Below are 26,475 nucleotides of genomic sequence, written 5' to 3' on the forward strand. Positions count from 1 at the left end.
TCTCGCGCAGCACGCGCGAGTGTTGCCGATCCCAGCAGAAAGCAGACGGCGCCCACCCCGAAGGGTGAGCGCCGTCTGCGGAGAAACTACGAACTAGTTGTAGTTACCCGGGTTGAACTCGTCAGCGGTGAAGCTGTCGAAATCGACGAACGACAGATCGTTCTCGTCGAAGTTCGACTCGGTCGCGAACAAACGGCTCGGGTACCGCTCCGCTTTCGCTTCCTCGGTAGCGTTCACATCGACGTCACGGTAGACAGACAGGCCGGTGCCGGCCGGGATGAGCTTACCGATGATGACGTTCTCCTTGAGGCCGATGAGCGGATCTCGCGATCCCTCCATCGCAGCCTGGGTGAGCACGCGAGTGGTCTCCTGGAAGGAGGCCGCCGACAGCCACGACTCGGTCGCCAGCGAAGCCTTGGTGATACCCATGACTTCCGAACGTGCGGTCGCGGTGCGCTTGCCCTCAAGCAGCGCCTCGCGGTTCAGCCGCTGGTACTTCGCGCGATCCACCAGCTCACCCGGCAACAGATCGGTCTCACCGTGATCGACCACAGTCACCTTGCGCAGCATCTGACGCACGATGACCTCGATGTGCTTATCGTGGATCGGCACGCCCTGCGAGCGGTAAACGTTCTGTACGCCCTCAACGAGGTACCGCTGCACGGCGCGCTCACCTGGGATGTGCTTGCCGTTCTCGGTGGTGCCGACCTGCAGAATGTCCTTCGGGTCGAGCGTGCCCGCGATGAAGGGCTGACCCAACACCACACTGTCGCCGTCTTCGATGAGCAGGGTGGCACGCTTGAGCACCGGGTAGGCCTTCTCTTCTGTGCCGTCATCCGGCGTGAGGAGAATACGACGACCCTTTTCGGTGTCTTCGATGGTGACACGACCCGCGGCCTCTGCGATCGGCGATGCACCCTTGGGGGTGCGCGCCTCGAAGAGCTCCTGCACGCGGGGCAGACCCTGCGTGATGTCGTCAGCCGAGGCAGACCCACCGGTGTGGAAGGTACGCATCGTCAGCTGCGTGCCGGGCTCACCGATGGACTGAGCGGCGATGATGCCCACAGCCTCACCGATGTCGACGCGCTGACCGGTTGCGAGCGAGCGACCGTAGCAGGTGGCGCACACGCCGACTGCCGACTGGCAGGTCAGAACCGAGCGCACCTTGATCTCGGTAACGCCAGCCGCAACGAGCGTGTCGATGAGCACGTCGCCCACGTCAGCGCCGGCCACTGCGATGACGTTGCCCTGCGCATCGATCGCTTCGCTCGCAAGGGTGCGGGCGTAGACCGAGTTCTCGACGTTGTCGTCGCGCACGAGGGTGCCGTCGGCATCCGCGGTTGCGATCGGCAATTCAAGCCCTCGTGTCGTTCCGCAGTCTTCCTCACGGATGATGACATCCTGCGAGACGTCGACGAGTCGACGAGTCAGGTAGCCCGAGTCGGCGGTTCGCAGCGCGGTGTCAGCAAGACCCTTACGCGCACCGTGGGTGGCGATGAAGTACTCCGCCACTGACAGGCCCTCGCGGTACGAGTTGATGATCGGACGAGGGATGATTTCACCCTTCGGGTCACTCACCAGGCCTCGCATGCCCGCAATGTTGCGGATCTGCAGCCAGTTACCACGTGCACCCGACGACACCATGCGGTAAATGGTGTTGTCTTCGGGGAACGCTTCGCGCATGGCCGACGCAACCTCTTCGGTCGCCTCGGTCCAGATCTCGACGAGCTCAGTGTGACGCTCGGCATCTGTGATCATGCCCTTGTCGAACTTCTTCTGCACTGCGGCGGCAGCAGTTTCGTGCTGTGCCAGAATCTCAGCCTTGTTCGACGGCGTCACGATGTCAGACAGCGCCACCGTGATACCCGAACGGGTAGCCCAGTAGAAGCCGGCATCCTTGATGCGGTCGAGCGTTGCGGCGACCTCCACCTTGGGGTACCGCTCGGCAAGGTCGTTGACCAGGCTCGACAGGGTGCCCTTGTCTGCCACGCGCTCGAAGTACGGGTACCCCACTGGGAGCGCCTCGTTGAAGATCGCGCGACCCAGCGTGGTTTCCACAATGAGCGGACGCTCGGAGGTGACACCCTCTGCGTTGGTGTACCCGTGCAGGCGAATCTTCACCTTGGAACCCAGATCGAGAGTCCCCTCATCCTTGGCAAGGATTGCCTCGGCGATTGAGCCAAACGCGCGCCCCTCACCCGGTTCACCAGTCTTCACGGTGGTCAGGTGGTGCAGGCCGATGATCATGTCCTGCGAGGGCAGGGTGACCGGTCGACCATCAGACGGCTTCAGGATGTTGTTCGACGCGAGCATCAGCACGCGGGCCTCGGCCTGAGCCTCAACCGACAGCGGGAGGTGCACAGCCATCTGGTCGCCATCGAAGTCGGCGTTGAAGGCGGTGCAAACGAGCGGGTGCAGCTGGATCGCCTTACCCTCGACGAGCTGCGGCTCAAACGCCTGAATTCCGAGACGGTGCAGGGTGGGTGCGCGGTTCAGCAGCACGGGGCGCTCGCGGATGATCTCCTCGAGCACGTCCCAGACCTCGCTGCGTGAACGCTCAACCATGCGCTTGGCGGCCTTGATGTTCTGCGCGTGCGACAGATCGATCAGGCGCTTGATCACGAACGGCTTGAACAGCTCGAGCGCCATCTGCTTGGGCAGACCACACTGGTGCAGCTTGAGCTGCGGGCCGACCACGATGACCGAACGGCCCGAGTAGTCAACGCGCTTGCCGAGCAGGTTCTGACGGAACCGGCCCTGCTTGCCCTTCAGCATGTCTGACAGCGACTTCAGCGCACGGTTTCCGGTGCCCGTCACGGGGCGACCGCGACGGCCGTTGTCGAACAGCGCGTCCACAGCTTCCTGCAGCATGCGCTTCTCGTTGTTCACGATGATCTCGGGGGCCCCAAGATCGAGGAGGCGGCGCAGACGGTTGTTTCGGTTGATCACGCGACGGTACAGATCGTTGAGATCAGACGTCGCGAAGCGGCCACCATCGAGCTGCACCATCGGGCGCAGCTCCGGCGGGATCACGGGAACGACATCGAGCACCATCGCAGCCGGGCTCGCGCCAGTCTGCAGGAACGAGCTGACAACCTTCAGTCGCTTGATGGCGCGGATCTTCTTCTGACCCTTGCCCTCGGAGATCTGGAGGTGAAGCATGTCGCTTTCCTCCTGCAGGTTGAAGGCCTCCAGGCGCTTCTTGATGGCCTCGGCGCCCATGTAGGCCTCGAAGTAGTCGCCGTAGCGATCCATCAGGTCAGCGAAAGTGGCGTCTTCTGGCTTGAGATCGCCGACCTTCAGGGTGCGGAAGTCTTCCCACACGCGCTTCAGGCTGGCGATATCGTCATCGAATCCCTTGCGGATCGATGCCATCTCCTTCTCGGCCGAAGCCTCGGCGCGGCGACGCTGATCTGCCTTCGCACCCTCGGCCTCGAGTGCCGCGAGATCCGATTCTGCCTGCTGCTGACGCTGGGCGATGGCGAGATCGCGCTGCTTCTCAAGCGACTCGAGTTCGAGGCGCAACTCATTCTCGAGCTCGGGAAGATCGTCGCGCCGACCTTCCTCGTCGACATCGATCACCATGTACGCGGCGAAGTAGATGACCTTCTCGAGATCCTTCGGCGCCATGTCAAGCAGGTAACCCAGACGGCTGGGCACACCCTTGAAGTACCAGATGTGCGTGACTGGTGCGGCGAGCTCGATGTGGCCCATCCGCTCGCGACGTACGCTCGACTTCGTAACCTCTACGCCACAACGCTCGCAGACGATGCCCTTGTAGCGAACACGCTTGTACTTGCCACAAGCGCACTCCCAGTCGCGGCTCGGTCCGAAGATTTGTTCGCCGAACAGGCCGTCCTTCTCGGGCTTCAGTGTGCGGTAGTTGATGGTCTCTGGCTTCTTGACCTCGCCGAACGACCAGCTGCGAATATCGTCAGCGGTCGCCAGGCGGATCTGCAGCTCGTTAAAACTCGTACCCTCGAGCAATGTGTCTCCTTGGGGATGTAAATCTCTGTGGTGTATTCCGACGCGCGCATCATCCGAGGATGATGCGGCCATCAACTCAGATCTCGTCGATTGACGAGGTCTCGAAGCGGGTCGAGAGGTTAATGCCGAGCTCCTCCGCAGTGCGGTGAGCCTCATCGTCGTTATCGCGCAGATTCACGACTTCTCCACCGGCGCCAAGCACCTCGACGTTCAGGCAGAGCGACTGCATCTCTTTCATGAGTACGCGGAACGACTCAGGAACTCCCGGCTCGGGGATGTTTTCCCCACGAACGATCGCCTCGTACACCTTGACGCGGCCAAGGATGTCGTCGGACTTCACCGTGAGCAATTCTTGCAGCGCGTATGCGGCGCCATAGGCCTCGAGCGCCCACACTTCCATCTCACCGAAACGCTGTCCACCGAACTGTGCCTTACCACCCAGCGGCTGCTGCGTGATCATCGAGTACGGTCCGGTTGAGCGCGCGTGAATCTTGTCGTCAACCAGGTGGTGCAGCTTCAGGATGTACATGTAGCCGACGGAGATCGGGTACGGGTACGGCTCGCCAGAGCGACCGTCGAACAGGCGGGTCTTGCCGCTTGCGCCGATGAGTCGCTCGCCATCGCGAGTCGGGAGGGTCGAATCGAGCAGACCGCCGATCTCTGCCTCGGTCGCGCCGTCGAACACCGGGGTTGCGACCTTGGTGTTCGGTGCAGCTTCGAACGCTTCCTTCGGCAGGTTTGCGGCCCACTCGGGCAGACCGTCAACCTTCCAACCCTGCTTGGCGATCCACCCGAGGTGGATCTCAAGCACCTGGCCGAAGTTCATTCGACCGGGCACGCCCAGCGGGTTGAGGATCACGTCGACCGGAGTGCCGTCTTCGAGGAAGGGCATGTCTTCCACCGGAAGAATCTTCGAGATGACACCCTTGTTGCCGTGACGACCGGCGAGCTTGTCGCCCTCGGTGATCTTGCGCTTCTGAGCGATGTAGACAACCACGCGCTGGTTCACACCAGAGCCCAGATCGTCATCGTTGTCGTTCTCAGCGTCGAAGACCTTGACCGCGGTGACGGTACCGGCAACACCGTGGGGCACCTTCAGCGAGGTATCGCGAACCTCGCGGCTCTTCTCGTTGAAGATCGCGCGCAGCAGGCGCTCCTCGGCCGACAGCTCGGTCTCGCCCTTCGGCGTGACCTTGCCGACGAGGATATCGCCGGGGCGAACCTCGGCACCGATGCGGATGATGCCGCGCTCGTCGAGGTCTTTTAGCGCCTCCATGCTGGCGTTGGGGAGATCACGGGTGATCTCTTCCTTGCCGAGCTTGGTGTCGCGGGCATCAACGTCGTACTCCTCAACGTGGATCGACGAGAGCGTGTCGTCCTTCACCAGGTTCTGGCTCAGGATGATGGCGTCCTCGAAGTTGTGACCCTCCCACGACATGAACGCGACGAGCAGGTTCTTGCCGAGTGCGAGCTCGCCATTCTCGGTCGCTGGACCATCGGCGATAACCTCGCCGGCTTCGATCCGTTCGCCCGACTTCACGATCACGCGGTGGTTGTAGTTCGTGCCCTGGTTAGAACGATCGAACTTGCGCAGGAAGTAGGTCTTCGTTCCGCCCTCGTCGTGCTGGACGGTGACGAAATCGGCCGACACGTCGGTGATGACACCGGCAGCCTCCGAGGTGATGACATCGCCAGCATCGATCGCGGCGTAGCCTTCCATACCGGTACCCACGAGCGGCGACTCGCTGCGAACCAGCGGCACCGCCTGGCGCTGCATATTGGCACCCATGAGTGCGCGGTTTGCATCGTCGTGCTCGAGGAACGGAATGAGCGAGGTCGCTACCGAGACCATCTGACGCGGGGACACGTCCATGTAATCGACGCGGCCCGCATCGACCATCTCGACCTCAGAGCCACGGGGGCGAGCCAGCACCTGCTTGTCGGCGAAGCGGCCATCGCTGGTCAGCGGGGCGCCGGCCTGCGCGATGAGGAACTCGTCCTCCTCATGGGCGGTGAGGTAATCGACCTGGTCGGTGACCTTGCCGTCGATCACGCGACGGTACGGCGTCTCGATGAAGCCAAACGCGTTGATGCGCGCGAAGGTCGCGAGCGCGCCGATCAGGCCAATGTTCGGGCCTTCCGGGGTCTCGATGGGGCACATACGGCCGTAATGCGACGGGTGAACGTCACGCACCTCAACGCCTGCGCGGTCACGCGACAGACCGCCGGGGCCGAGTGCAGAGAGTCGACGCTTGTTGGTCAGCCCCGCGAGCGGGTTGTTCTGATCCATAAACTGCGACAGCTGCGAGGTGCCGAAGAACTCCTTGATCGCGGCCAGCACGGGGCGCGTGTTGATCAGGGTGTTCGGCGTGATCGCCTCGATGTCCTGCGTGGTCATGCGCTCGCGAACCACGCGCTCCATCCGGCTGAGCCCGGTGCGCACCTGGTTCTGAATCAGCTCGCCAACGGCGCGGATGCGACGGTTGCCGAAGTGATCAATATCGTCGGTGTCAAGACGCAACTCGACTGCCTTGCCGTCGCGAACGCCCGGCAGGGTCTCGGTGCCCGCGTGGAGGCCAACGAGGTACTTGATCGTCGCGACGATGTCTTCGAGCGAGAGCACCGAATCGGTGATGGGAGCGTCGATCCCGAGCTTGCGGTTGATCTTGTAACGACCAACCTTCGCGAGGTCGTAGCGCTTCGAGTTGAAGTAGCTGTTGTCGAGCAGCGCGCGCGCCGCTTCGATCGCAACCTGCTCGCCCGGACGCTGCTTGCGGTAGATGTCCTTCAGGGCATCTTCCTGCGTGGTGATGCCGTCTTTTTCAAGGGTGAGCGCGATCGACTCGTAACCGGCGAACTCCTCGAGGATCTCCTCGCTGGTCATGCCCAGCGCCTTCAGGAAGACGGTGACCGACTGCTTGCGCTTACGGTCGATACGCACGCCAACCTGATCGCGCTTGTCGATCTCGAACTCGAGCCACGCACCGCGGCTCGGAATCACACGAGCCGAGAAGACATCCTTATCGCTGGTCTTCTCCTGGCTGCGGTCAAAGTAGACGCCCGGGCTACGGACGAGCTGCGACACGATGACGCGCTCGGTGCCGTTGATGATGAAGGTGCCCTTGTCGGTCATGATGGGGAAATCACCCATGTAGACGGTCTGGCTCTTCAGCACCTGAGTCTCGGTGTTGTAGAAGGCCGCCTCGACGTAGAGCGGGGCAGAGTACGTCTTGCCACGCTCCTTGCACTCGTCGATCGAGAACTTCTGTTCATCGAGAATCGGGTTCTCGAACGAGAGCTGCATCGTGCCGGCGTTATCTTCGATCGGCGAAATCTCGTCGAAGATCTCTTCGAGGCCACTCTTCAGCGCGATGTCGTCGCGCCCCTGAGCTTGAGCCTCAATGACGCGTGATTTCCACACGTCATTGCCGACGAGCCAATCAAAGCTCTCGAGCTGGAGTGCCAACAGATTTGGCACCGCCAACGTGTCGGAAATCTTAGCGAAGCTGAGTCGCGAGTGATCGCGACCGTTCTTCGGCGAATGGGTGGAAGTTGCGTTGCGCGCAGCAGCCAAGGAAACTACCTCCGTGGGCCCCGTCGGGCCGGTTGACCTGGTCTTGCAGAAAGGCTTCGAGTCACAAGTTGAAAGGCCCGTGAAAACAGGCATGACGGCCGACCGCAATATGAAGGCAGATAGGTGTTCGAAGCGCAACTATCTACTGTAATCGATCTGTTACCGTTCGGCAAGCGGCGATGTGGATCAGGCCTGGTGCCGAGCCCCTCGGGTAAGATATGACTATGCCTGATCAGAGCACCTCCTCCCCCGAGATCCGCATGTTTGGTGCCGACTGGTGCGGTGATTGCCGCCGGGCGAAGCGCCTGTTTGGTGAACTGGGAGTTTCCTACCAGTACATCAATCTGGAGGCGGAACCCGCGGCTGCAGAGGTCGCCCGCGACATCAGTGGGCGCACGAACATCCCGGTCATCATCTACCCCGACGGTAGCCATCACGTCGAGCCAAGCGACGCCGATATGCGCGCGAAACTCACCGAACTCGGCCTCGGGTGAAGCTCCCCGACCCCATCACATTGACCTCGGGGCTCATCGCAGAGTTTGAGGAAGACCGATGGGTGCCGGGAGCCGTGCAGCTCCTCATCGATGGCACGCCCCAGTCTCACGTCAACCTGCGCGACCCGTCCGAGCTCTTCTTTGAGTACATTCGGCGGATCGGCCATGTCATCGACTTGTTCCGCACGCCTGGAAGGCCCCTTTCTGCGCTCCACCTGGGCGGCGGCGCCTTCACACTGCCACGCTACATCGAGGCCACCCGCCCGGGCAGCCGGCAGCAGGTGGTTGAGCTTGAGGGCGCACTCGTCGATCTGGTTCGCGAGGCCGCCCCCCTCCCCAAGCGCGCAAGCATCCGCGTGCGACGCGGCGATGCACGCGAGATGCTCTCAAAGCTTCCCGAGGGCATGCACGGGGCCATGGATCTGATCGTGGTCGATATTTTTGCGGGGGATCGCACTCCCGCCCATGTCTCCAGTGTCGAGTTTTACGAGCTCGTGCGGCCACTCCTTTCACCCGACGGGATCGTCGTGGTCAACGTCACCGATGGCACCGGGCAGCACTTCACGCGCGGCCAGATCGCCACCCTGGAAAGCCTGTTTCCCACGGTTGCCGCGATCGCCGAGCCTCAGGTGCTGAAAGGTCGGCGCTTTGGCAATATCGTGCTGCTCGCGGCTGAGCACACCGACGAACTGGACTGGCTGCCCCGGCTACTCGCCAGCGGTCCACATCCCGCACGCATGCTAATCGGCCGTGAGCTCGAGGCGTTCGTGGGAGGCGTGAAGCCCGTCACCGACGAGCATGCGACCGACTCCCCTCGTCCGGCCCGCGAGCTCTTCGAACGTTCATGACAACTTCCAGCGCCTCCGGTGACCCTACTCGTGGCTGACCTCACGCGCGTGCGCGTCTGGGCTGATGCGTTGATTCGCATGCATTTAGACCCGGCCGAATGGAGCTTCGGCTTCGACCACGCTAAGCGACGCGCGGGACTCTGTAACTTCACGGATCGCCGCATCACGGTCTCTCGCTATCTTGCGGCGAAATTCGACGACGACGAGATCCATCAGATCTTGCTGCACGAGGTGGCGCACGCGATGGCGGGGCCAAACGCAGGCCACGGCCCCGCGTGGAAGCGCATTGCCGGGGAGATCGGCTACGTGGGCGGGCGCACGCACGATGGGGATGTCGCGCGTGAGTTAGCTCCGTGGGTCGGCCACTGCCCCGGGGGGCACGAACACGTGCGCTTTCGCCGCCCGACGCGCGAGACGAGTTGCGCGCTCTGCTCCCGTAGCTTCTCCCCCGCCCACCTCATCGCCTGGAACAAGCGCCGCTAACACCCGACCGAAGCCAGAGCTTGCCTGAGCAGCTTGCCGCGGCCGCCCGTAAGATCTGCGAGGTTACCCTCGGCGAGCGCCTGCTCGGGCGACATCCACGTCACCTCAAGCGCGTCCTGTCGGGGGTTGCAGCTGCCCGTGACCGGCACCACGAACACCAGCGACACCGCGTGCTGACGCTCGTCGACAAACGGTGAAATGCCGGGTAGCGGGAAGTATTCCGCGACCTGCGCGGGCACCGGCGAGGCTGGGATCAGCGGGAACGCCATCGGCCCCAAATCGTTTTCGAGGTGCCGGAAGAGGGCATCTCGAATCGACTCACCATAGCGCACGCGCCCGGCAATGAAGGCCCGGTTCATCACGCCGTCGGCGTTGCTGCGCAGCAGCAGCCCCACCTCGGTGACCTGCCCCTGCCCATCAACACGGACGGGCACGGCCTCGACGTAGACGATGGGCATGCGGCCGCGCACGAACGCAAGCTCGTCGTCGCTCAGCCAACCCGGATTCATGTTTGGCGCGGGCCGGTCGTCGGGGTCACCGGGTTCCGGCCGCTCGGCCGTGTCAATCGCCATGGCTTCATTCTGCACGATCACCCGTGCCCGTGCCATCGGCGCGCCAGCACCGTCGCCGCAAACGGGTGCTACTTCCCAAGGCGCCGCTGCCTGCGCGAATAGTCGCGCAGCGCGCGCAGCAGGTCGACCTCGCGCAGGTCGGGGTAGAGCGCTTCGACAAAGTAGAACTCGGAGTGCGCCGACTGCCAAATCATGAAGTCACTCAGTCGCTGCTCACCCGAGGTGCGAATGACCAGATCGGGATCGGCCTGGCCCCTGGTCCACAGGTGCTCGCCGATCATCTCGGGAGTGAGCCTTTCGGCGAGCGTCTCGATCGTGCCACCTGCGGCCTGGTGTTCAGCAATCACGCTGCACATGGCGGCGGTAATCTCGCTGCGGCCGCCGTACCCGACTGCGAGGTTGATATGGAGGCCGTCGCGACCCTCGGTGTCACGCTCGGCGCGCTCAAGCGCGAGGGCGAGTTCGGGTGACAGCCCCTCGATCGACCCCACGTGCTTCACCCGCCAGGCATCGATCGCCGCCAGGTCGGTGGCGAGATCCGCAATGATGCCGAAGAGATCGGTGAGTTCCTGGCTCTCCCGCCCAGCCAGGTTGTCGGCTGACAGGAGGTACAGGGTCACCACCTCGATGCCGCTCTCCTCGCACCACCCGAGAAACTCGGGAATCTTCCGGGCACCGGCACGATGGCCGACCGCTGCGCGCTCCTGCAAACGCTGCTTCGCCCAGCGCCTGTTGCCGTCGACGATCACGGCGATGTGGTGCGGCACTCGCGCTGTGTCGATCTCACGCCTGAGGCGCCGCTGATACAGCCGGTACAGCAGCCCGGGCCGTGGTGAGGTTCGCTCGGGATTCACCCTGCGAGTGTATCGGCTCGCGATTAACGCAAGTACACGGGATCGAGTGCCACAAGCAGCGCGGCGGCCCAGTGGCACAGGAACGCGAGCACGGTCAGCGCGTGGAAGATCTCGTGAAACCCAAATGCTCCGGGAATGGGATTGGGGCGCTTCAGTCCATAGACGATCGAGCCCAGGGTGTAAAGCAGACCACCAACGATGACCAGGATCATGGCGACCGGGCTGGCACCATAAATGTCGCCCATGTACATGACCGCCGCCCAGCCCAGGATGAGGTACAGCGGCACATACAGCCAACGCGGGGCGCCGATCCAGAAGACGCGGAACCCGATGCCCAGGAGCGCGCCAGCCCAGACGAGCACCAGCAGCAGGATGCCCTTCTCTGCTGGCAGCGCGAGCAACGCGATGGGGGTGTAGGTGCCCGCGATCAGCAGGAAGATGTTGGCGTGATCGAGGCGACGGAAGGTCTGCCTGACCCTCGGGCTCCAGTTCACGCGGTGGTAGAGAGCAGAGATACCGAACAACATCATGCTCGTGAAGGTAAAGACCGCCGCGGCCCACTTGGCGACCGGACCATCGGCCACCGAGATGAGCACGATGCCGGCAACGACGGTGATCGGAAACGTGGCCGCGTGGATCCACCCGCGCCAACTCGGCTTGATGTCTGCGTCGGCCGAACCTACCCGATGGTGGGCCTCATGTTCCACCGCGTCTTCGAGCAGCGGAAGCGAGAGGCTATCCGGCTCTGGGAACGAGTGTGGATCGCGCGCAGTCATGCACCTAGTGTACGAAATCCACAGAATCTGCGACGCATATATGTAAGGAACCTCAGTCGGCGAGTCTGCCGATGCGTCAGTCCGCGAGGAGCGCGAGCACGGCCTCGCCATAGCGCTCAAGCTTGGCCTGGCCGATCCCGGAAATGCCCAAAAGTTCTTCCTCATCTTGCGGGCGATGCAGGGCGAGCGCGCTGAGCGTCGCGTCACCGAACACCACGTAGCTGGGAACTCCCTGCTCGCGCGCCTCGGCGAGGCGCCATTCCCGCAACCGATCGAACACCGCGAGCTGCGCCTCGTCAAGATCGGCCGCGGCAGCGGAACGCTTGCTCCCAGTGGATCCGCCCCCGCCGCGTCTGGCCGCGACCTCCTCGCGCATCATGACCTGAGCCTCGCCCCGGAGGATCAGCTTCGACTGCTCGGTCGGGGCGAGCACGCCCCACTCCCCGAGCGAATCCACCCCGCCCGTGGCCAACAGGTGCCGAACCACGCCGCGCCACTGCGTCGCCGAGAGGTCACTGCCGATGCCCCAGGTCGACAGCTCATCGAGTCGCAGCTGATCCACTCGCGGTGAGCGCACCCCGCGCAACACGTCAATGTGTTGCCCGGCGGCGAACGTCTTGCCGCGCTCGCGCCCGATTCGCACCACCGTCGAGAGAAGTTTCTGCGCGGGAATCGTCGCGTCCCAGAGCTTCGGAGGCTCGAGGCACACGTCGCAGTTGCCGCAGGGCGTGCTGAGTTCTTCGCCGAAGTAGCGCAACAGGTACTGCCTGCGGCACCCGGTGGTCTCGCAGAGCGCGAGCATGTGGTTGAGGTGACGCACCTGGTTGCGCTTCGTCTCGGCGTCGCCGTCGTTTGACTCGATCATCTGCCGCTGCTGCACGACATCGGCGAGCCCGTAGGCCATCCACGCTTCCGCCGGGGCGCCGTCACGCCCGGCGCGGCCCGTCTCCTGGTAATACCCCTCGACCGACTTGGGCAGATCGATGTGCGCGACAAATCGCACGTCTGGCTTGTCGATGCCCATCCCAAACGCGATGGTGGCGACCACCACCACCCCCTCCTCACGCAGGAAGCGCGTCTGCGCGTTCAGACGCTGCTCGGCGGGGAGACCCGCGTGATACGCGACCGCGTCGACACCCGCGTCTCGCAACCAGGCCGCGGTTTGCTCGACCCGCTTCCGGCTCAGCGCGTAGACGATCCCAGCCTCCCCCGCGTGCCCGCGGGTCACGAAGTCGACCAGCTGCTGCCGGACCGTCCCCTTTGTCACGATGCGATACGTGATGTTTGGCCTGTCGAAGCTCGAAACGAAATGTCGGGCGCGGCCTAAATGCAATCGCTCGGTGATTTCGCGGTGCGTCTCGGGTGTCGCCGTCGCGGTCAGTGCGATGCGCGGCACCTCGGGCCACACCTCGGCGAGCGCGCCCAGGCGCAGGTAGTCGGGCCGAAAGTCATGCCCCCACTGCGAGACACAGTGCGCTTCGTCGATCGCGAACACGGCGATCTTTCCCTGCCGCAGAAAGTCAACGGTGCCCGGGGCGGAGAGCCGTTCGGGCGCGAGATACAGCAGGTCGAGCTCGCCCGCGAGGTAGGCCGCCTCGATGGCCTGTCGATCCGATCCGCTAATCGACGAGTTCAGAGCCGCTGCGCGCACGCCCGCGAGCCTGAGCGCCGCAACCTGATCGTGCATGAGTGCGACGAGGGGCGACAGCACGACACCCGTACCCTCACGGCACAGAGCGGGGATCTGGAAGCAGATGGACTTGCCGCCTCCGGTGGGCATCAACACCACCGCGTCACCGCCCGCGTTCACCTGGTGGATGATCGCTTCCTGCTCGCCGCGGAACGCGTCAAAACCGAAGACGTCGGCGAGTACGCGTGCCGGGTCAGCCGTGTGGGGCGCCGCGGTCATCTCGAGCTACACGCGGGGTTCGGAATCAGTGTTCCCCGCATCTGGCTGGGTGCCAGCCGCGCCCCCAGCAGCAGTGCCGCTCTGAGCAGAAGCCGCGGAATCGCGCTCGGCAACCTCCGCGGCGAGCGCCTCACCAATCTCGTGGCGGTATTTGCTGCGGCGAAGCCGACGCACCAGGTCGAAGCCGAGGAAAATGACGGCGAGAGCGAAGAGCGCCGTCACCGCGAAACCGATGACGCCCGGCGAGACGGAGGCCGGATCAAACTCGGCCTCCTCTTCGGCGAACAGTGCGATCATCGCGACCACGGTTGTCAGAACGCTCATGCCGTCTCCTCGTCAATCCCCTGAAACAGGTCTGCTTCAAACTCGCTTGTGGCAACGCGCGACGCAGCGAGTCGATAATCCTCGTAGGGCCAGGCCTCGCGCTGGAGATCATTCGGCCAGAAAAAGAAAAAACTGTCGGGCGGGATCTGGCTCGCGTGGGCGCGCAGCGCCGCGTCTCGCTGATCAAAGAAACGGCCGACTTCGACCCGCGCGGTGACATCGCTGGGCCGTCTCCGAAAGCGCTGCTCCATCTCCTCAAACTGGGCGATCAGCGGCGACTCGGGCTCACGCTCACGCAGCACCTCGTAGACGCGGGTCATGCGCTCAGTATTGAAGATCGATTCGTAGTACAGCTTCTTGATGGCCCAGGGCTCACCGGCGTCGGGATACGACTCCGCGTCACCCGAGAGATCCCACGCGATCTTCGAAATCTCGTGGCACCTGATGTGGTCGGGGTGCGGGTAGCCACCCTGCTCGTTATAGGTGATCATCACGTGGGGGCGAAACTCGCGCACCAACCGCACGAGCGCCTCAGCCGAAACTTCTGCCGGCACATCGGCGAAGCTCCCCTGCGGAACCGCCACGCCCTCGGGCGGCAACCCCGAATCTTCGTAGCCCAGCCAACGATGCTGAAAGCCGATGATCTCGCGGGCGTGATCCATCTCAGAACGGCGCAGGCCGGCCAGATCGCGTCGACTCTTCGGGTCGCGCGCCACGAGCTCGTTGAGCACGTCGCCGCGCTCGCCGCCAGTGCAACTCACGATCAGCACCTCGGCACCCTGATCAAGATAGTGCGCATAGGTGGCTGCGCCCTTGCTCGATTCGTCGTCGGGATGCGCGTGCACCGCGATCAACCTCAGCGCCATTGCGGCCTCTCATCTGACTCCCGGGAGGGCCCGGTACGCTGGCGTAAGTCTCCACTCTACTGGCTTGACTTCGGAGGAACCCGTGACGCAGACGGCTGACCCGTCGGTGCCTACCCAGGCCGCTCAAACGACCCCCGAGTCGATCGACGAACGCTACGGTCGCGGACGACAGCGCGGCATCGACAAGCGAGTGGGGTGGATCCTCGCGGGGGTGCTGCTCCTCAGCGGTCTCGCCGTGGTTCTCTTTGGGGGCTGGCAACAGACGAGCCAGGTCGAGTTTCGCGACCTCTCCTATTCGGTCGAGAGCGATCGCGAAGTGAGCGTCAGCTTTGAAGTCACCGCGCTCGCAGGTGCCGATCTCGCGTGCGCGCTCGAGGCTCTCAGCCCCTCATTTGCGACAGTGGGCTGGAAGGTGCTCGAGCTCGACCCCTCCGCCGATCGCACCCGCCGCTTCACTGAGATGCTCGTGACGACATCCCCGGCGACCACCGGCATCGTGCGCTCGTGCTGGATTCGCGAAGACGGCGCAGCGGGCTAAGACGCGCCGCCTGCACTCGGTGCCGCCTCCAGACGATGCAGCCGACCGGCTGATAGTCTGTCGGGCAAGCCCCGGCACTGCTGGGGCATAGCTACATCTGCGGGAGATCCGCAGCAATGATAGATTCGCAGATTCGATGGAGGATCCAGCATGGAAGACAATCACACCTGGCTCACCCAAGAAGCCTACGACCGGCTCAAGGGCGAGCTTGACCACCTTTCCGGCCCCGGCCGACGAGACATCACCGCGCGCATCGAGGCCGCGCGCGAAGAGGGCGACCTCAAGGAGAACGGCGGGTACCACGCCGCAAAAGACGAGCAGGGGAAGATGGAGGCGCGGATCCGCGATCTCCAAGAACTGTTGAAGCACGCTGTTGTGGCCGAGGCGCCGAAAAGCCGCGGAATCGTCGAGGTGGGCACGGTCATCACCGCGGAGATCATGGGCGACGAGGAGCGCTTCCTGCTCGGCAACCGCGAAATCGCCGACGGCGAGGGCATCGAGGTATATAGCGCTGAGAGCCCGCTCGGTTCCGCGATCCTGGGCCTGAAAGTCGGCGGCACCGCGAGCTACACCGCGCCGAACGGCAAAGAGATTGACGTGAAGATTCTCGGCGTCGACACCTACGCCGGCTGACGCGACGACACTCGAACGAGGGCGCCGGGTCAACCGACTCGGCGCCCTCAGTCGTCAATGGTCAGCTGACTAGCCCCGGCCCACGAAGTGATCCATTGACGAATACACTCTGAACACCCGGTCTGCGATGAGATCCCAGGCCCTCGTGGGGAGCACCCCACGCAGCGCCATGGCGAGCTTCACCGTCCACGGCCTGGCAACAACGGGCGTGCCCGACAACATGCCCGACCAGGCAGCCCGGACCGCGGCTTCTGGCCGCATGATGGGGGTCAAGAGGGGCCCCCGAGCACCCTGAAACATGCCGGTCGACACGTAGCTGGGCACGAACGTGGTGACGACGACATTGCCGGTGCCCGCGCGTTCAAGTTCGAGCCGCAGCGACTCGCTCCAGCCGATCATTGCCCACTTCGAGGCCGCGTAGACGCTCATGTTGGGGTTCGCGAGTGTTCCGGCTGCGGAGGCTATGTTCAGGATCCGCTTCGAGCGCGCGCGGTCGGCCATCATCGCGGGCAGAAGGGCCCGGGTGAGCCACATCGGGGCGAGCGTATTCACCCGCATGGTCGCCTCGATGTCACGTTCGGAATCATGCTCCCAGAACGGCACCCCGCGCACGATCCCCGCGTTGTTCACCAGGATGTCTGGCGTGCCGAGCTCAGCGAGGGTGCGCTCGGCTGCTTCGGCAACCTGGTTTCGGTCGGCGATGTCGACCGTGAAGCAACGCACCTTGGATCCCACAGCCTCGAGTTCTCGCGCAAGCTTTTCCATGGGTTCGGGGGTCAGATCCCACAGAGCGATCGCCGCGGCACCCTCGTCTGCGGCAAGCCTGGCATAGATTTCACCCATGCCACGCGCGGCACCGGTGATGACGACGACCGCCCCGGCGGCCGATCTGCTTCGCTTCGGGCTACGTAGCATCGGGCGATCCCTTCCTAGTAGCGCTCACCGAGGCGAACACGGTATCCAGCGTCGCGAAGCGCACTGACGACCTCCTGCCCATGCTCGGGGCCTCGGGTCTCGATGTGCAGCTCCAGCTCGACATCGCTGATGGGCAGCTCGGTGGCATGCCGTGTGTGAACGACCTCGACGACGTTGGCATTCTTGCTGGCGACGATACTCGCCGTACGCACAAGCTGCCCCGGAATGTCGGGCAAGAGGATGCGCAGTTTGAGATATCGCGAGGAGGCGGCGAGCCCGTGACCAATGACCCGCTGCAGCAACAGTGGATCGATGTTGCCGCCCGAGAGGATCGTCGCGGTGGGGCCCGACACCTGCACCCGGTTCATGAGGAGGGCGGCCACGCCCGCTGCACCTGCCGGCTCGACCACCAGCTTGGTGCGCTCCAGCAGCATCACGATCGCACGCGCGATGTCGTCATCACTCACCGTGACGACTTCATCGACGTACCGTTGCACCATTTGGAAGGTCAGATCGCCGGGCCTGGCGACGGCGATCCCGTCAGCGATGGTCGGGCTGGTCTGGATGCTCACGGGCTCACCAGCCTCAAGTGACGGGCCAAATGAGGCGGCATTCTCCGCCTGAACCCCCACGATGCGAATGCTTCGCCCATCGCGCTCGGCGATCAGTTTCGCCGCAGCGGCGACGCCGGAAATCAGTCCGCCGCCGCCGATCGGCACAACGATGGTCTCTATTTCCGGGGCCGCCTCGAGCATCTCGAGTGCCACGGTGCCCTGCCCGAGGATCACCGAGGGGTGATCAAAGGGCGCAATGAACATCGCACCGGACTCTGCCACGAACTCGCGCGCGGCTGCCAAGGTGGCATCGAAGTTGTCGCCAATCAGGTGCACCTCGGCGCCGTATCGACGCGTCGCCTGCAGCTTGGGGAGCGCCACTCCGAGCGGCATGAAGATGGTTGCCTGAATGCCGAGCTCGCGTGCGGCGAAGGCCACACCCTGCGCGTGGTTGCCGGCGGAAGCCGCCACGACCCCCCGAGAACGCTCTTCGGGACTCAGCTGCCGAAGTCGGTTGTAGGCCCCCCGCAGCTTGTAGGCACCGGTGCGCTGGAGGTTTTCGCACTTCAGATAGACCTTCGGCACTCCCAGAATCTCGGCCAGATAGCGGGACGATTCCAATGGCGTGACGCGGGCCACACGGTGCACGATGTCGAGTGTGTCTTCGAACTCCGACAGGGTCGGCGGCACGAATGACTCGGTCTCGGGCGAAACCACGACCTGCTCGGTCATACTTTTCCTTCCTTGCGCGTGATCCGCGCGACGTTACGGGCCCGGTGTTTGGCTTCCCGCGAACGTTTATCGTGGTGGAGAAAGCTGGCGACCGGCGTGTCATCCGGATCCCACTTTCGAGCCATGAGCGTGTTTACGATGGCGCTTGCTGATGCCGCGATCGGCACCGCAAAGAGTGCACCGGGAATGCCCGCCAGCAGGGCGCCCGCAGAGACCGCCAGCACGACCCCGAGCGGGTGCACCCGAACCGCGTTGCCCATCACGAGCGGCTGCAGCACATGCCCCTCGATCTGGTTCACGAGGATGACCACGCCGAGCATGAGCAACGCGTTGACCGGGCCGTTGTACACGAGTGCGATAAACGTGGCCAGAAGCCCGGTGGTGATGGCACCCAGAAAGGGTATGAACGACCCCAGAAAGACGAGGATGGCGATCGGGATCGGGAGCGGCACTCCAAGAATCAGCGCACCCAGGCCGATCCCCACCGCGTCGACAAAGGCGACGAAAATCTGAACGCGCACGTACTGACCCACTGAGATCCACCCGGCGAGGCCGGCCGAGTGCACCGGCGCGTGGGCGCTCCTCGGGAGGAACCCGAGCACCCAAAACCAAATTCTCTTGCCATCGATCAGGAGGAAAATAAGGGAGAAAAGTGCCAGCAGAGAACCGGTGATGAGTTGTCCTGCAGTGGTCGTCACCGCGAGAGCGCCACTCCAAATCTCATCTTGGTGGGTTTCGATGGTGTTCACCAGCTGACCGATGAAGCCATTGACCTGCTCGGCCGAAAGGCCGAACGGTGCCGATTCGATCCACTTCAGAAAGTCATTCCACGCGATGCTGGATCGCCGAGCCACATCGCCAAACCCGCCACGCAGTTGACTGACGATCAGCCAGACGAGCGCCGTCACCGCGAGCAGGAACGCGAGAAGCGCGGTCACCACCCCTGCCCAGCGGGGCCAGCCGCGCTTGACGAACAGGCTCACAATGGGCTGCAACAGGGCGGTGAGGAGGATCGCGACCATGACCGGCACAACCAACACTCGCACCTGCACGATGAGCCACAACAGTGCAGCGATCGCGGCTCCGATAATGATGAGTCGCCATGACCACGCCGCGGCAACGCGCACCCCGAGCGGCAGCTCGGTCTCCGCGCTCACTTGTCGGCTTTGCTCTTCCACGGATTCATCCTAGCGATGGGGCGCATGCCGCCGTGTGTGGCGCCGACTACCGCAGCTTTCCGAGCCACCCACGCACGAGCGCCTCCTTTGCTCGGGTGAACGGTGGCATCACCGTCGGGCCGAGGGTGTCGGGATGCAGCGACTTCGCGAGCACCGCCTTCTCGTGGCTGAACGTGAGAAAGGATCGCTCGCCGTGATAGGCGCCCTGGCCGCTTGGCCCCACCCCGCCAAACGGGAGATCGGGCACGGTGAGGTGCATGATCGGCGCATTGAACGTGAGCGCACCGGAGCTCGTCTCTCGCTCCCACCGTGCGCGCACCGACCTGTCGTCGCTGAACACGTAGGCCGCAAGCGGCTTGTCTCGACCGCTCACGAACTCCAGCGCGTCGTCAATGCCGGATACCTCAACCAGCGGCAGAATCGGCCCGAAGATCTCATCGCGCATCACGGCCGAGTCGCGTGCGACTCCCGCGAGCACGGTCGGTTCGATGAAGCGCTCGGATGCGTCACTTCCGCCACCCGCCACGACGGTTCCGTCGGCGAGATACCCGACGAGCCTCGCGAACTGCGCATCATTCACGATCCGACCGTAGTCGGGGTTGCGCTGCACGGCGTTGCCATACAGCGAGTGGATCGCGTCGGCCAGGTGCGGGGCGAGCCGTGCGAGCACCTCGCGCGTACCCAACACGTAGTCGGGTGCGACGCAGGTCTGACCCGCGTTCAGGTACTTTGCCCAGACGATCCGCTTTGCCGCGTCGGCAGGTGCCACGGTCTCGTCGATGTAGACCGGTGACTTTCCGCCAAGTTCGAGGGTGATCGGGGTGAGGTGTTCCGCAGCCGCCCGGGCGACGATGCGGCCGACTCTGCCGTTGCCCGTGTAAAAGATGTGATCAAACCGCTCTGCAAGCAGCGCGGTGGTCTCGGGCACCCCGCCCTCGACGATCGCGAGCGCGCGCCGGTCGAGGTACCCGGGTATGAGCCTCGCCAGGGTGGCACTCGTGGCTGGCGCGAGTTCGCTCGGCTTTACAATCGCCGCGTTGCCGGCGGCGAGTGCACCCACTAGCGGCGACAGCGCGAGCATGAGCGGATAGTTCCACGGGGCGATGATCAGTGCGACACCCAGGGGCTCCGCCACGATACGAGCGGTCGCCGGCTGGAGCGCGAGCGGCGCCGCAACGCGGCGCGGCTTGATCCACTGTGAGAGGTGCGCGAGGGTGTGATCGATCTCACCCACCAAGAACCCAATCTCGGTAAGCTGCGATTCGACACCGGATTTGCCCAGGTCTGCGTGCAACGAGGCCTCGAACTCGCCCTCGTGCCGAATGAGCATGCTCCGCAAGGCGAGAAGCTGTTTCCTGCGCCACGCCTCCGGCCTCGTCACACCCTGCGCGAAGGAGTGGCGCACCCCAGCGACGATGGTGGTGATCGCTGATTCGGTGACGTGAGACTCGGGCATGCTCACAACCTAACCGTGCAGGGCAGGCACGATCAAATAGATACCAAAAAGTACGCCAGCAGCGGAGAGCGCGAAGCAGGTATAGGCGGCGATGGTGGCCCAGCGCGGGCGACCCAGCGGATCAACGTCGTCGTCTTCATCGTCGCGCGGGGCGCTCGGCACCGGCCCGGCCTCAACGCGCGGGGGTGTGGCGAGGAAACGAATACCCAGTGAGTACAGTGCCACGAGCGTGATCGCTGAGGCGATCGACGCGACGAAGACGATGACAAACGACATCCAGTCGATCACGAGCGAGCCCCCTTCTTGCGCCCGATGTGCACCGCGCGGCCCGCCCGGTTGACGTCTGGCACGGCAATCGCATTGGAGTGATCAACCCGATTGCGCCGGGAACGCCAAAAGATAAACAGGATGAATCCGAAGCCGAGCACGGAATCGATGACGATGCCCACGGTGCCGAGGTGCGCGATGACGGCCGCGAGGGCACCCACCGCACCTGCGGCCGGCAGCGTGAAGAGCCACCCAGTGGCGATCCGGCCCACGGTTCCCCAACGCACGCTAGACCGCCGACGCCCCAGGCCCGAGCCGATCACCGATCCGGAGGCGACCTGGGTGGTCGAAAGCGCAAAACCCAGGTGGGTGGAGGCGAGAATCGTCGCCGCGGTGCTGGTCTCTGCGGCGAAGCCCTGAGCCGGCTTGACCTGGGTCAGACCGGCGCCCATCGTGCGGATGATGCGCCACCCGCCGGAGTAGGTGCCGATCGCGATGGCGAGGGCGCAGGCGACGATCACCCAGAGTTGTGGCCCGCTGCCCGGCGCTTGCAGGTTCGCGGCGACCAGCGTCAGCGTGATGACGCCCATGGTCTTCTGCGCGTCATTGGTGCCGTGCGCGAGCGCGATGAGCGACGACGAGGCGACCTGGGCGTGGCGGAACCGACCGCGACCGTCCTTACGACCGTCGTGACGGCGAGTGATCGCGTAGGCGACCTTCGTCGCCGTGAAGGCCACCACCCCGGCGGTCAGCGGTGCCGCCACCATGGGGATGAGAATCTTCGAGAGCAGCACCCCACCGTTGATCGCTTCGATTCCGGCACCGACCAACGCGGCACCGATGAGGCCACCAAACAGCGCATGGGAGGAACTCGACGGCAGTCCGTACAGCCAGGTGAGGAGGTTCCAAATGATCGCCCCAATGAGCCCCGCAAAGATCATCTCAGGCGTGATGAGCACTCCGCCGTCGCCCTCGTTGATCAGCCCGCCCGAAATCGTTTTCGCAACCTCAGTCGAGAGAAACGCGCCAATGAGGTTGAGGATCGCCGCGATGAGCACTGCGGTCTTCGGCTTGAGCGCTCCCGTGGCAATCGGGGTGGCCATGGCGTTCGCCGTGTCGTGGAAGCCGTTGGTGAAGTCAAAGAAGAGTGCGAGCACGATGACGAGCAACACGATCAGAGTGAGGTCCACCGGCGTCTTTCGTTCGAGAGTTTGCTTCGTGGCGCACACCTGCTGGCCACGAAGGATTCACCCAAAGTTCACTAGCGCGCGCGTGCAGTTTATGCTGACATCTCGCCGCGGCAAGGTCAAGTCGAGCTGGGTGTTTTGCTCCGAAGCTTTCCTCCCCATTTCGCCGGGTACACTCAATCACGGCATTCTCGCGTGCGCCAGCCGCGATGTAGCCCGACCAGGAGGACTCCATGAGCATCGATTTCGTGCCCGAAGCTGGACAGATCACCATGTTCTCAACCGAGTGGTGTGGGTACTGCAAGCGCCTCAAGAAGATGCTCGATGCCGAAGGGATCGGCTACACCGAAATCGACGTTGAGGAGGTGCCCGGCACCGCGGAACTCGTCGAGGCCATTAATGGAGGTAACCGCACGGTGCCCACCGTGCTCTTTCCCGACGGCACCGCGGCAACGAACCCTTCGCTCAACGAAGTGAAGCAGCGCCTCACCGCCTAGCCCGCGAGGAGCGAGCCTTCGGGAGCGCGCGGCCCGAGGCGATCTGGCTGAGGCGGGCCGCCCGACGCAAGTACCGGCGGTTACCGTAGGCCGAGCTCCCCGCGCAGAACGTGCATGAGTGCGAGCATCTGCACCGATTCCTCTTCTTCACGCTTCGCCTCGGCACCGTCGAGCGCGCGTGCAGCCAGGCCCGCCTTGGTGTCGATCAGTTCGGCGATCTTCGCGTCGATCGTCTGCGCGGCAACGATACGCCAGGCGGTGACCGGCTCTTCCTGGCCGATGCGGTGCACACGGTCGATCGCCTGCGTCTGCTCGGCGTCCGTCCAACTCAGCTCCGCGAGCACAACATCTGACGCGGCCTGCAGGTTCACGCCGACGCCCGCCGCGGTCAGCGAGCACACCGCAACGGCAACCTCGGGGTCGCTGTTGAACGCGTCGATCTGGGCCTGCCGAAATGTCGCCGTCTGGTCGCCACGGATCGAGATCGTCTTCAGACCGCGATCGGCGAAGGCGGCCTCGGCGCGATCCATCACGTCGATGTGCTTCGCAAAGAAGACCACTTTCCCGACGGAGCGCGCGAGTTGCGCAGCGTAGTCTGCCGCAAGGCCGGCCTTCGCCTGGCCGATCTGACGCACCATGGTGAAGACATTGAGGCCCGTTGCCTGCGCGGTCGAATCCTCAAGCTCCTGGGCAGAGGCCATCCGGATGACGGCCTCGTCGCTGAGGTCGCGGCCGAGCTTACCCGCCTTAATGCGAGCGAAGCGATCCATGAGCTTTGTGGCCAACTGACGCTCGGCTTCGCGGATACCGCGACCCAAATCATCGTCAAGCTCGACCGGCAGGTCAACCACACGCTTGGCGGGCAGATCCGCCGCGACATCAATCTTGCGGCGGCGCACGATGCCGAGATCGATCACGGTCTGCCTGGCCGCCGGGTAGAAGGCCGAATCTGCGGGCGTATACCCGTTCGATTCAAGGGCCGACAGCAGCTCAGGGCCCGGCTTTTCCGCATCGGTCCAGCCGAGAAAGCGCCAGATTGCCCGGAAGTCATCGATGTCGTTGATCAGCGGGGTGCCGGTCAGAGCAAGCAGCAGCGGGCGCCCGCCGGGAACTCGGTCACGGATCCGATCCGCCAGCGCGAGCACGTTGCGCGAACGCTGCGACTGCACGTTCTTGATCATGTGCGCCTCGTCGACGACCATACCTTTGAACCCAAAGCGTGAGATCCAGTTGAGGTGTCGGTCGAGAATGTCGTAGTTCACCACGAACACGTCGGCAAACGCGTCAATATCTGCGCCGTCGCCGTGAATCACGGTGACCCGACGCTGCGGGGTCCAGCGTTCCACCTCGCGGGCCCAGTTCATCTTCACGACGTTCGGCACGACGACGAGCAGCGGGTAGGCATCGGCAACCGAGGCTGCGATCACCGACTGTGCCGTCTTTCCCAGGCCAGGCTCGTCGGCCAGGAGAAAACTGCGGTGGCCGTCGCGCACGCTCGCGAGGAACCTCGCCTGGTGCGGCATAAGTTCAAGACCCTTGGGTGCCAGCCGGTCGGGCACGGGCGCCTCGGGCAGATCCATACAGGCGGATCCGCCGCCGCCCTGCTCAAATGACTTCAACAGCGGTGAGAGCAATTCCCAGTTGGCGAGTCGCACCACGGGTGTCGGGGTGTGCGTGCGCGAGAGATCCGGCGCGAGAAACGGCTGCGACAGCAGTCGGGAGTCAACCCCGGGAGGTTCAACCTGCCGCTCTGCGAGTTCGGGCGGCACGTACGTAGCCACGGGCTCGGGCTCGATCACCAGCCGAGGCAGGTCGATGCCGGCCTGTTCCATCATCTTCCGCTTCAGCGCGCGAGTGGCCTCGGTGATCGGGGCGGCCGGCTCGAGCATCGTGATGAGCGAGGTGTCGCGCGCGGCGGTCTTCGCGAGGATCGAGGCAACACCGTCAAGCCGCTTGAGCGTCTCGGCGCGCTCTGCGTCGCTAAGACCCTCTTCGGTCTTCACTCGCGCGCGCTCCTCGCGCATGAGCAACGCAATAACGTGAAACTTCGTACGATTCGCCGGGGTGGCCTTGCCACGCTGGGCCGATGCCTCGACCTCGCGCACGGCGCGAGCGAGGAGCGGGATGAGCCCGGCGTTATTGGTGTGGCGTTTGCGCGCGGTGCCCTTGCCTGAGCTCTTGGACTTACCCGAACGCGTGGCAGTGGTGGATGCCATGGATCTCCTGATCAGCGAAAACGCACACCCTCAGAGTGGAGGGATGCGCGGCCACCCGAGGTTCTCGGCCTGATGACGTGCATTGCACGGCGGCGGGGGGAACTCACGCGGGTGAAACCAAGCCTAATTCTAGCAGTCGCCGGGATCCGCCCGCTGACAACCCGCCAACAACGGCGCAGCCCAGTTAGTGCATTGCCAGAATCTCACGAGTCGCACGCACGTCTTCCTCGATTTGAACGACGAGCGCTTCAACCCCCGAGTAGGCAACCATGCCGCGAAGACGCTCGACGAACTGCACCTCGATCCGCTTTCCGTAGAGATCGCCGGTGAAATCGATCAGGAAGGCTTCGACTCGGGGCGAACCCTCGGGTTCAAAGGTGAGGTTCACTCCGACCGAGATTGCGGCCGGGTGACGCACCCCGTCAACTATCGCCCAACCGGCGAACACGCCGTCGATGGGCAGCAGGCCCTCAACCTCGCCGCCCAGATTCGCGGTCGGGAAGCCGAGGTCTCGACCCCGCGCGTCTCCGTGCACAACCTCGCCGCGCACTGACATCGGGCGACCCATCATCCGAGCGGCACGTGCGACATCGCCGGCGATGATCGCCTCCCGAACACGGGACGAAGATACTCGACCGACCTCCTCGTCTTCGACCTCGTCGATGACCTCGACGACAAAACCGAGCTTGGTGCTCATTTCTTCCAGCAGAGCGACATCTCCCGCGCCGCCACGCCCGAACCTGAAATCGGCCCCGACGCAGAGGTACTTCACATGGAGGCGTTGCACGAGCATCTCGGTCACGAAATCTTCGGCCGACAGCGCGGCGAGTGCGGCGTCGAAGGGCACCATCACACAGGCGGTCACTCCGGCGGCGGCCAGCGCGTCAAGTCGCTGCGCGCGGCTCATGATGGGGGCCGGGCAAAGTTCGGGTTTCAGAAAGCTCAGCGGGTTATTCGCGAAGGTGAAGACCAGTGGATCAAGCCCTCGCTCCGCGGCAGCTTCCCCTGTGCGCGCGAGGAGCGCGCGGTGGCCCCGATGTACTCCATCGAACTTCCCAATGGCGACGGCGCCGCCGTTTGCAAACGCGTCTGCGGAGATCTCGTCGACGGTCGTGTAGATCTGCATCAGTATTGACTCTCCGATTCACTTGCAGACGTGCGGTCGGGTTCGACCAGGCCTCGCGCATCGCGCCGCAGCCAAATCATGCCCAGTACCGGAAGCACGAGCGGGATCCAGAAGTAGTTCATGCCAAAGAACGACCACACCGAGTCGTGCGCAAACCACTCTGGAATGACCAGGCTCAGCGTGCCCACAATGATCACCCCGGCGAACTCAAAGATGAGGGCCGCCCAGGCCACGGTGCGCCAGTGGCCCGTGCGCTGCATGAGTGCGATGGTGGCGATGATGTACACGACACCTGATGCCAGCGACAGGCTGTAGGCGACCGGTGCCTCGTCGAACTTCGCGACGATCTGATAGACCGCGCGCAGCGTCGCGGCGAGTGCGAGGATCAAGTACACGGTGATGAGCACCCGACCGAGGCCGTCGGTGCGCGGCTGTGCGGCTCGCTGAGCGTCAGTCACCCCACTGCGTTCGAAATTTGGCACGCCTAGA

General features: G+C 64.1%; 23 protein-coding genes. 6 read left to right on the top strand and 17 right to left on the bottom strand.

The window, feature by feature from the left end:
- Window positions 1–93: 93 nt before the first annotated feature.
- Complete coding sequence (gene rpoC / locus ACTNFK_RS10075) at window positions 94–3,987, bottom strand: DNA-directed RNA polymerase subunit beta' (protein WP_435937448.1); 3,894 nt, start codon at window positions 3,985–3,987, stop codon at window positions 94–96.
- Between the two features lie 76 nt (window positions 3,988–4,063).
- Complete coding sequence (gene rpoB / locus ACTNFK_RS10080; protein ID WP_433646050.1) at window positions 4,064–7,561, bottom strand: DNA-directed RNA polymerase subunit beta; 3,498 nt, start codon at window positions 7,559–7,561, stop codon at window positions 4,064–4,066.
- A 224-nt stretch (window positions 7,562–7,785) separates the two neighbouring features.
- Here rpoB and ACTNFK_RS10085 point away from each other — a divergent pair, with 224 nt between their 5' ends.
- The 3 genes from ACTNFK_RS10085 to ACTNFK_RS10095 are packed head-to-tail and all read left to right on the top strand — an operon-like array spanning window position 7,786 to window position 9,386.
- Complete coding sequence (locus ACTNFK_RS10085) at window positions 7,786–8,055, top strand: glutaredoxin family protein (protein WP_433646051.1); 270 nt, start codon at window positions 7,786–7,788, stop codon at window positions 8,053–8,055.
- A complete protein-coding gene (locus ACTNFK_RS10090) occupies window positions 8,052–8,903 on the top strand; it encodes a spermidine synthase (RefSeq protein WP_435937447.1) in 852 nt (283 codons plus the stop codon). Before ACTNFK_RS10085 ends, ACTNFK_RS10090 begins: the two co-directional genes overlap by 4 nt.
- 30 nt (window positions 8,904–8,933) lie before the next feature.
- Complete coding sequence (locus ACTNFK_RS10095; protein ID WP_435937446.1) at window positions 8,934–9,386, top strand: SprT-like domain-containing protein; 453 nt, start codon at window positions 8,934–8,936, stop codon at window positions 9,384–9,386.
- On the opposite strand, the gene ACTNFK_RS10100 is transcribed toward ACTNFK_RS10095, so the two are convergent.
- The 6 genes from ACTNFK_RS10100 to mca form a co-directional block, all read right to left on the bottom strand.
- Window positions 9,383–9,958 (bottom strand): NUDIX hydrolase family protein, encoded by a 576-nt coding sequence (locus ACTNFK_RS10100; RefSeq protein ID WP_435937445.1) that lies wholly within the window; start codon window positions 9,956–9,958, stop codon window positions 9,383–9,385. The genes ACTNFK_RS10095 and ACTNFK_RS10100 overlap by 4 nt on opposite strands.
- A gap of 68 nt (window positions 9,959–10,026) precedes the next feature.
- The gene (locus ACTNFK_RS10105; protein ID WP_435937444.1) at window positions 10,027–10,812 is read right to left on the bottom strand and encodes an isoprenyl transferase; all 786 of its coding nucleotides are present in this window, start codon (window positions 10,810–10,812) and stop codon (window positions 10,027–10,029) included.
- Between the two features lie 23 nt (window positions 10,813–10,835).
- Window positions 10,836–11,588, bottom strand: coding sequence for a PAQR family membrane homeostasis protein TrhA (gene trhA / locus ACTNFK_RS10110; RefSeq protein WP_435937443.1), 753 nt, complete (start codon window positions 11,586–11,588; stop codon window positions 10,836–10,838).
- A gap of 76 nt (window positions 11,589–11,664) precedes the next feature.
- Window positions 11,665–13,497 (bottom strand): DNA helicase RecQ, encoded by a 1,833-nt coding sequence (gene recQ, locus ACTNFK_RS10115; protein WP_435937442.1) that lies wholly within the window; start codon window positions 13,495–13,497, stop codon window positions 11,665–11,667.
- A 6-nt stretch (window positions 13,498–13,503) separates the two neighbouring features.
- Window positions 13,504–13,821: a hypothetical protein gene (locus tag ACTNFK_RS10120; protein WP_435937441.1), complete on the bottom strand. Its 318-nt coding sequence runs from the start codon at window positions 13,819–13,821 to the stop codon at window positions 13,504–13,506.
- Window positions 13,818–14,687, bottom strand: coding sequence for a mycothiol conjugate amidase Mca (gene mca / locus ACTNFK_RS10125; protein ID WP_435937440.1), 870 nt, complete (start codon window positions 14,685–14,687; stop codon window positions 13,818–13,820). Before mca ends, ACTNFK_RS10120 begins: the two co-directional genes overlap by 4 nt.
- 64 nt (window positions 14,688–14,751) lie before the next feature.
- On the opposite strand from mca, the gene ACTNFK_RS10130 reads away from it, so the two are divergent.
- Together ACTNFK_RS10130 and greA are read left to right on the top strand one after the other, a co-directional pair.
- Window positions 14,752–15,225 carry a DUF4307 domain-containing protein gene (locus ACTNFK_RS10130; RefSeq protein WP_435937439.1) on the top strand — a complete coding sequence of 158 codons (474 nt, stop codon included), beginning with the start codon at window positions 14,752–14,754 and terminating at the stop codon, window positions 15,223–15,225.
- A 150-nt stretch (window positions 15,226–15,375) separates the two neighbouring features.
- Window positions 15,376–15,858, top strand: a complete 483-nt coding sequence (gene greA / locus ACTNFK_RS10135) for a transcription elongation factor GreA (RefSeq protein WP_433646062.1) — start codon at window positions 15,376–15,378, stop codon at window positions 15,856–15,858.
- 69 nt (window positions 15,859–15,927) lie between these two features.
- Here the strand turns inward: greA and ACTNFK_RS10140 are convergent, their stop codons facing one another.
- The 6 genes from ACTNFK_RS10140 to ACTNFK_RS10165 are packed head-to-tail and all read right to left on the bottom strand — an operon-like array spanning window position 15,928 to window position 22,150.
- Window positions 15,928–16,773 carry an SDR family NAD(P)-dependent oxidoreductase gene (locus ACTNFK_RS10140; RefSeq protein WP_435937438.1) on the bottom strand — a complete coding sequence of 282 codons (846 nt, stop codon included), beginning with the start codon at window positions 16,771–16,773 and terminating at the stop codon, window positions 15,928–15,930.
- Between the two features lie 14 nt (window positions 16,774–16,787).
- Window positions 16,788–18,059 (bottom strand): threonine ammonia-lyase, encoded by a 1,272-nt coding sequence (ilvA, locus tag ACTNFK_RS10145; RefSeq protein WP_433646065.1) that lies wholly within the window; start codon window positions 18,057–18,059, stop codon window positions 16,788–16,790.
- Window positions 18,056–19,237, bottom strand: a complete 1,182-nt coding sequence (locus ACTNFK_RS10150; protein ID WP_433646066.1) for an AI-2E family transporter — start codon at window positions 19,235–19,237, stop codon at window positions 18,056–18,058. Before ACTNFK_RS10150 ends, ilvA begins: the two co-directional genes overlap by 4 nt.
- Window positions 19,238–19,283: 46 nt before the next feature.
- On the bottom strand, window positions 19,284–20,693 hold the full coding sequence (locus ACTNFK_RS10155; protein ID WP_433646067.1) for an aldehyde dehydrogenase family protein: 1,410 nt from the start codon (window positions 20,691–20,693) through the stop codon (window positions 19,284–19,286).
- 9 nt (window positions 20,694–20,702) lie between these two features.
- Window positions 20,703–20,981 (bottom strand): hypothetical protein, encoded by a 279-nt coding sequence (locus tag ACTNFK_RS10160; RefSeq protein ID WP_433646068.1) that lies wholly within the window; start codon window positions 20,979–20,981, stop codon window positions 20,703–20,705.
- On the bottom strand, window positions 20,978–22,150 hold the full coding sequence (locus ACTNFK_RS10165) for an inorganic phosphate transporter (RefSeq protein WP_433646069.1): 1,173 nt from the start codon (window positions 22,148–22,150) through the stop codon (window positions 20,978–20,980). The genes ACTNFK_RS10160 and ACTNFK_RS10165 overlap by 4 nt, the downstream gene beginning before the upstream one ends.
- A 236-nt stretch (window positions 22,151–22,386) precedes the next feature.
- Between ACTNFK_RS10165 and ACTNFK_RS10170 the strand changes: the two genes are divergently transcribed.
- Window positions 22,387–22,644, top strand: a complete 258-nt coding sequence (locus ACTNFK_RS10170; protein ID WP_435937453.1) for a mycoredoxin — start codon at window positions 22,387–22,389, stop codon at window positions 22,642–22,644.
- Between the two features lie 80 nt (window positions 22,645–22,724).
- Here ACTNFK_RS10170 and ACTNFK_RS10175 read toward each other — a convergent pair whose 3' ends face one another.
- The 3 genes from ACTNFK_RS10175 to ACTNFK_RS10185 all read right to left on the bottom strand — a co-directional run bounded on the left by ACTNFK_RS10175 (window position 22,725) and on the right by ACTNFK_RS10185 (window position 26,468).
- A complete protein-coding gene (locus ACTNFK_RS10175; protein WP_435937437.1) occupies window positions 22,725–24,860 on the bottom strand; it encodes a DEAD/DEAH box helicase in 2,136 nt (711 codons plus the stop codon).
- A 184-nt stretch (window positions 24,861–25,044) separates the two neighbouring features.
- The gene (locus tag ACTNFK_RS10180; protein WP_435937436.1) at window positions 25,045–25,986 is read right to left on the bottom strand and encodes a bifunctional riboflavin kinase/FAD synthetase; all 942 of its coding nucleotides are present in this window, start codon (window positions 25,984–25,986) and stop codon (window positions 25,045–25,047) included.
- On the bottom strand, window positions 25,986–26,468 hold the full coding sequence (locus tag ACTNFK_RS10185) for a hypothetical protein (RefSeq protein ID WP_435937435.1): 483 nt from the start codon (window positions 26,466–26,468) through the stop codon (window positions 25,986–25,988). Before ACTNFK_RS10185 ends, ACTNFK_RS10180 begins: the two co-directional genes overlap by 1 nt.
- Window positions 26,469–26,475 lie beyond the last annotated feature (7 nt).

The sequence above is a fragment of the Leucobacter fengyongliangi genome (genome assembly GCF_052386045.1).

Excerpts from the sequence above, each read along its gene's own strand:
- ACTNFK_RS10120 (WP_435937441.1), bottom strand. The coding sequence starts at position 13,821 with ATGAGCGTTCTGACAACCGTGGTCGCGATGATCGCACTGTTCGCCGAA.
- ACTNFK_RS10175 (WP_435937437.1), bottom strand. The coding sequence starts at position 24,860 with ATGGCATCCACCACTGCCACGCGTTCGGGTAAGTCCAAGAGCTCAGGC.
- ACTNFK_RS10100 (WP_435937445.1), bottom strand. The coding sequence starts at position 9,958 with ATGGCGATTGACACGGCCGAGCGGCCGGAACCCGGTGACCCCGACGAC.
- ilvA (WP_433646065.1), bottom strand. The coding sequence starts at position 18,059 with ATGACCGAGCAGGTCGTGGTTTCGCCCGAGACCGAGTCATTCGTGCCG.
- greA (WP_433646062.1), top strand. The coding sequence starts at position 15,376 with ATGGAAGACAATCACACCTGGCTCACCCAAGAAGCCTACGACCGGCTC.
- ACTNFK_RS10155 (WP_433646067.1), bottom strand. The coding sequence starts at position 20,693 with ATGCCCGAGTCTCACGTCACCGAATCAGCGATCACCACCATCGTCGCT.
- mca (WP_435937440.1), bottom strand. The coding sequence starts at position 14,687 with ATGGCGCTGAGGTTGATCGCGGTGCACGCGCATCCCGACGACGAATCG.
- ACTNFK_RS10140 (WP_435937438.1), bottom strand. The coding sequence starts at position 16,773 with ATGCTACGTAGCCCGAAGCGAAGCAGATCGGCCGCCGGGGCGGTCGTC.
- trhA (WP_435937443.1), bottom strand. The coding sequence starts at position 11,588 with ATGACTGCGCGCGATCCACACTCGTTCCCAGAGCCGGATAGCCTCTCG.
- ACTNFK_RS10085 (WP_433646051.1), top strand. The coding sequence starts at position 7,786 with ATGCCTGATCAGAGCACCTCCTCCCCCGAGATCCGCATGTTTGGTGCC.
- ACTNFK_RS10180 (WP_435937436.1), bottom strand. The coding sequence starts at position 25,986 with ATGCAGATCTACACGACCGTCGACGAGATCTCCGCAGACGCGTTTGCA.
- recQ (WP_435937442.1), bottom strand. The coding sequence starts at position 13,497 with ATGACCGCGGCGCCCCACACGGCTGACCCGGCACGCGTACTCGCCGAC.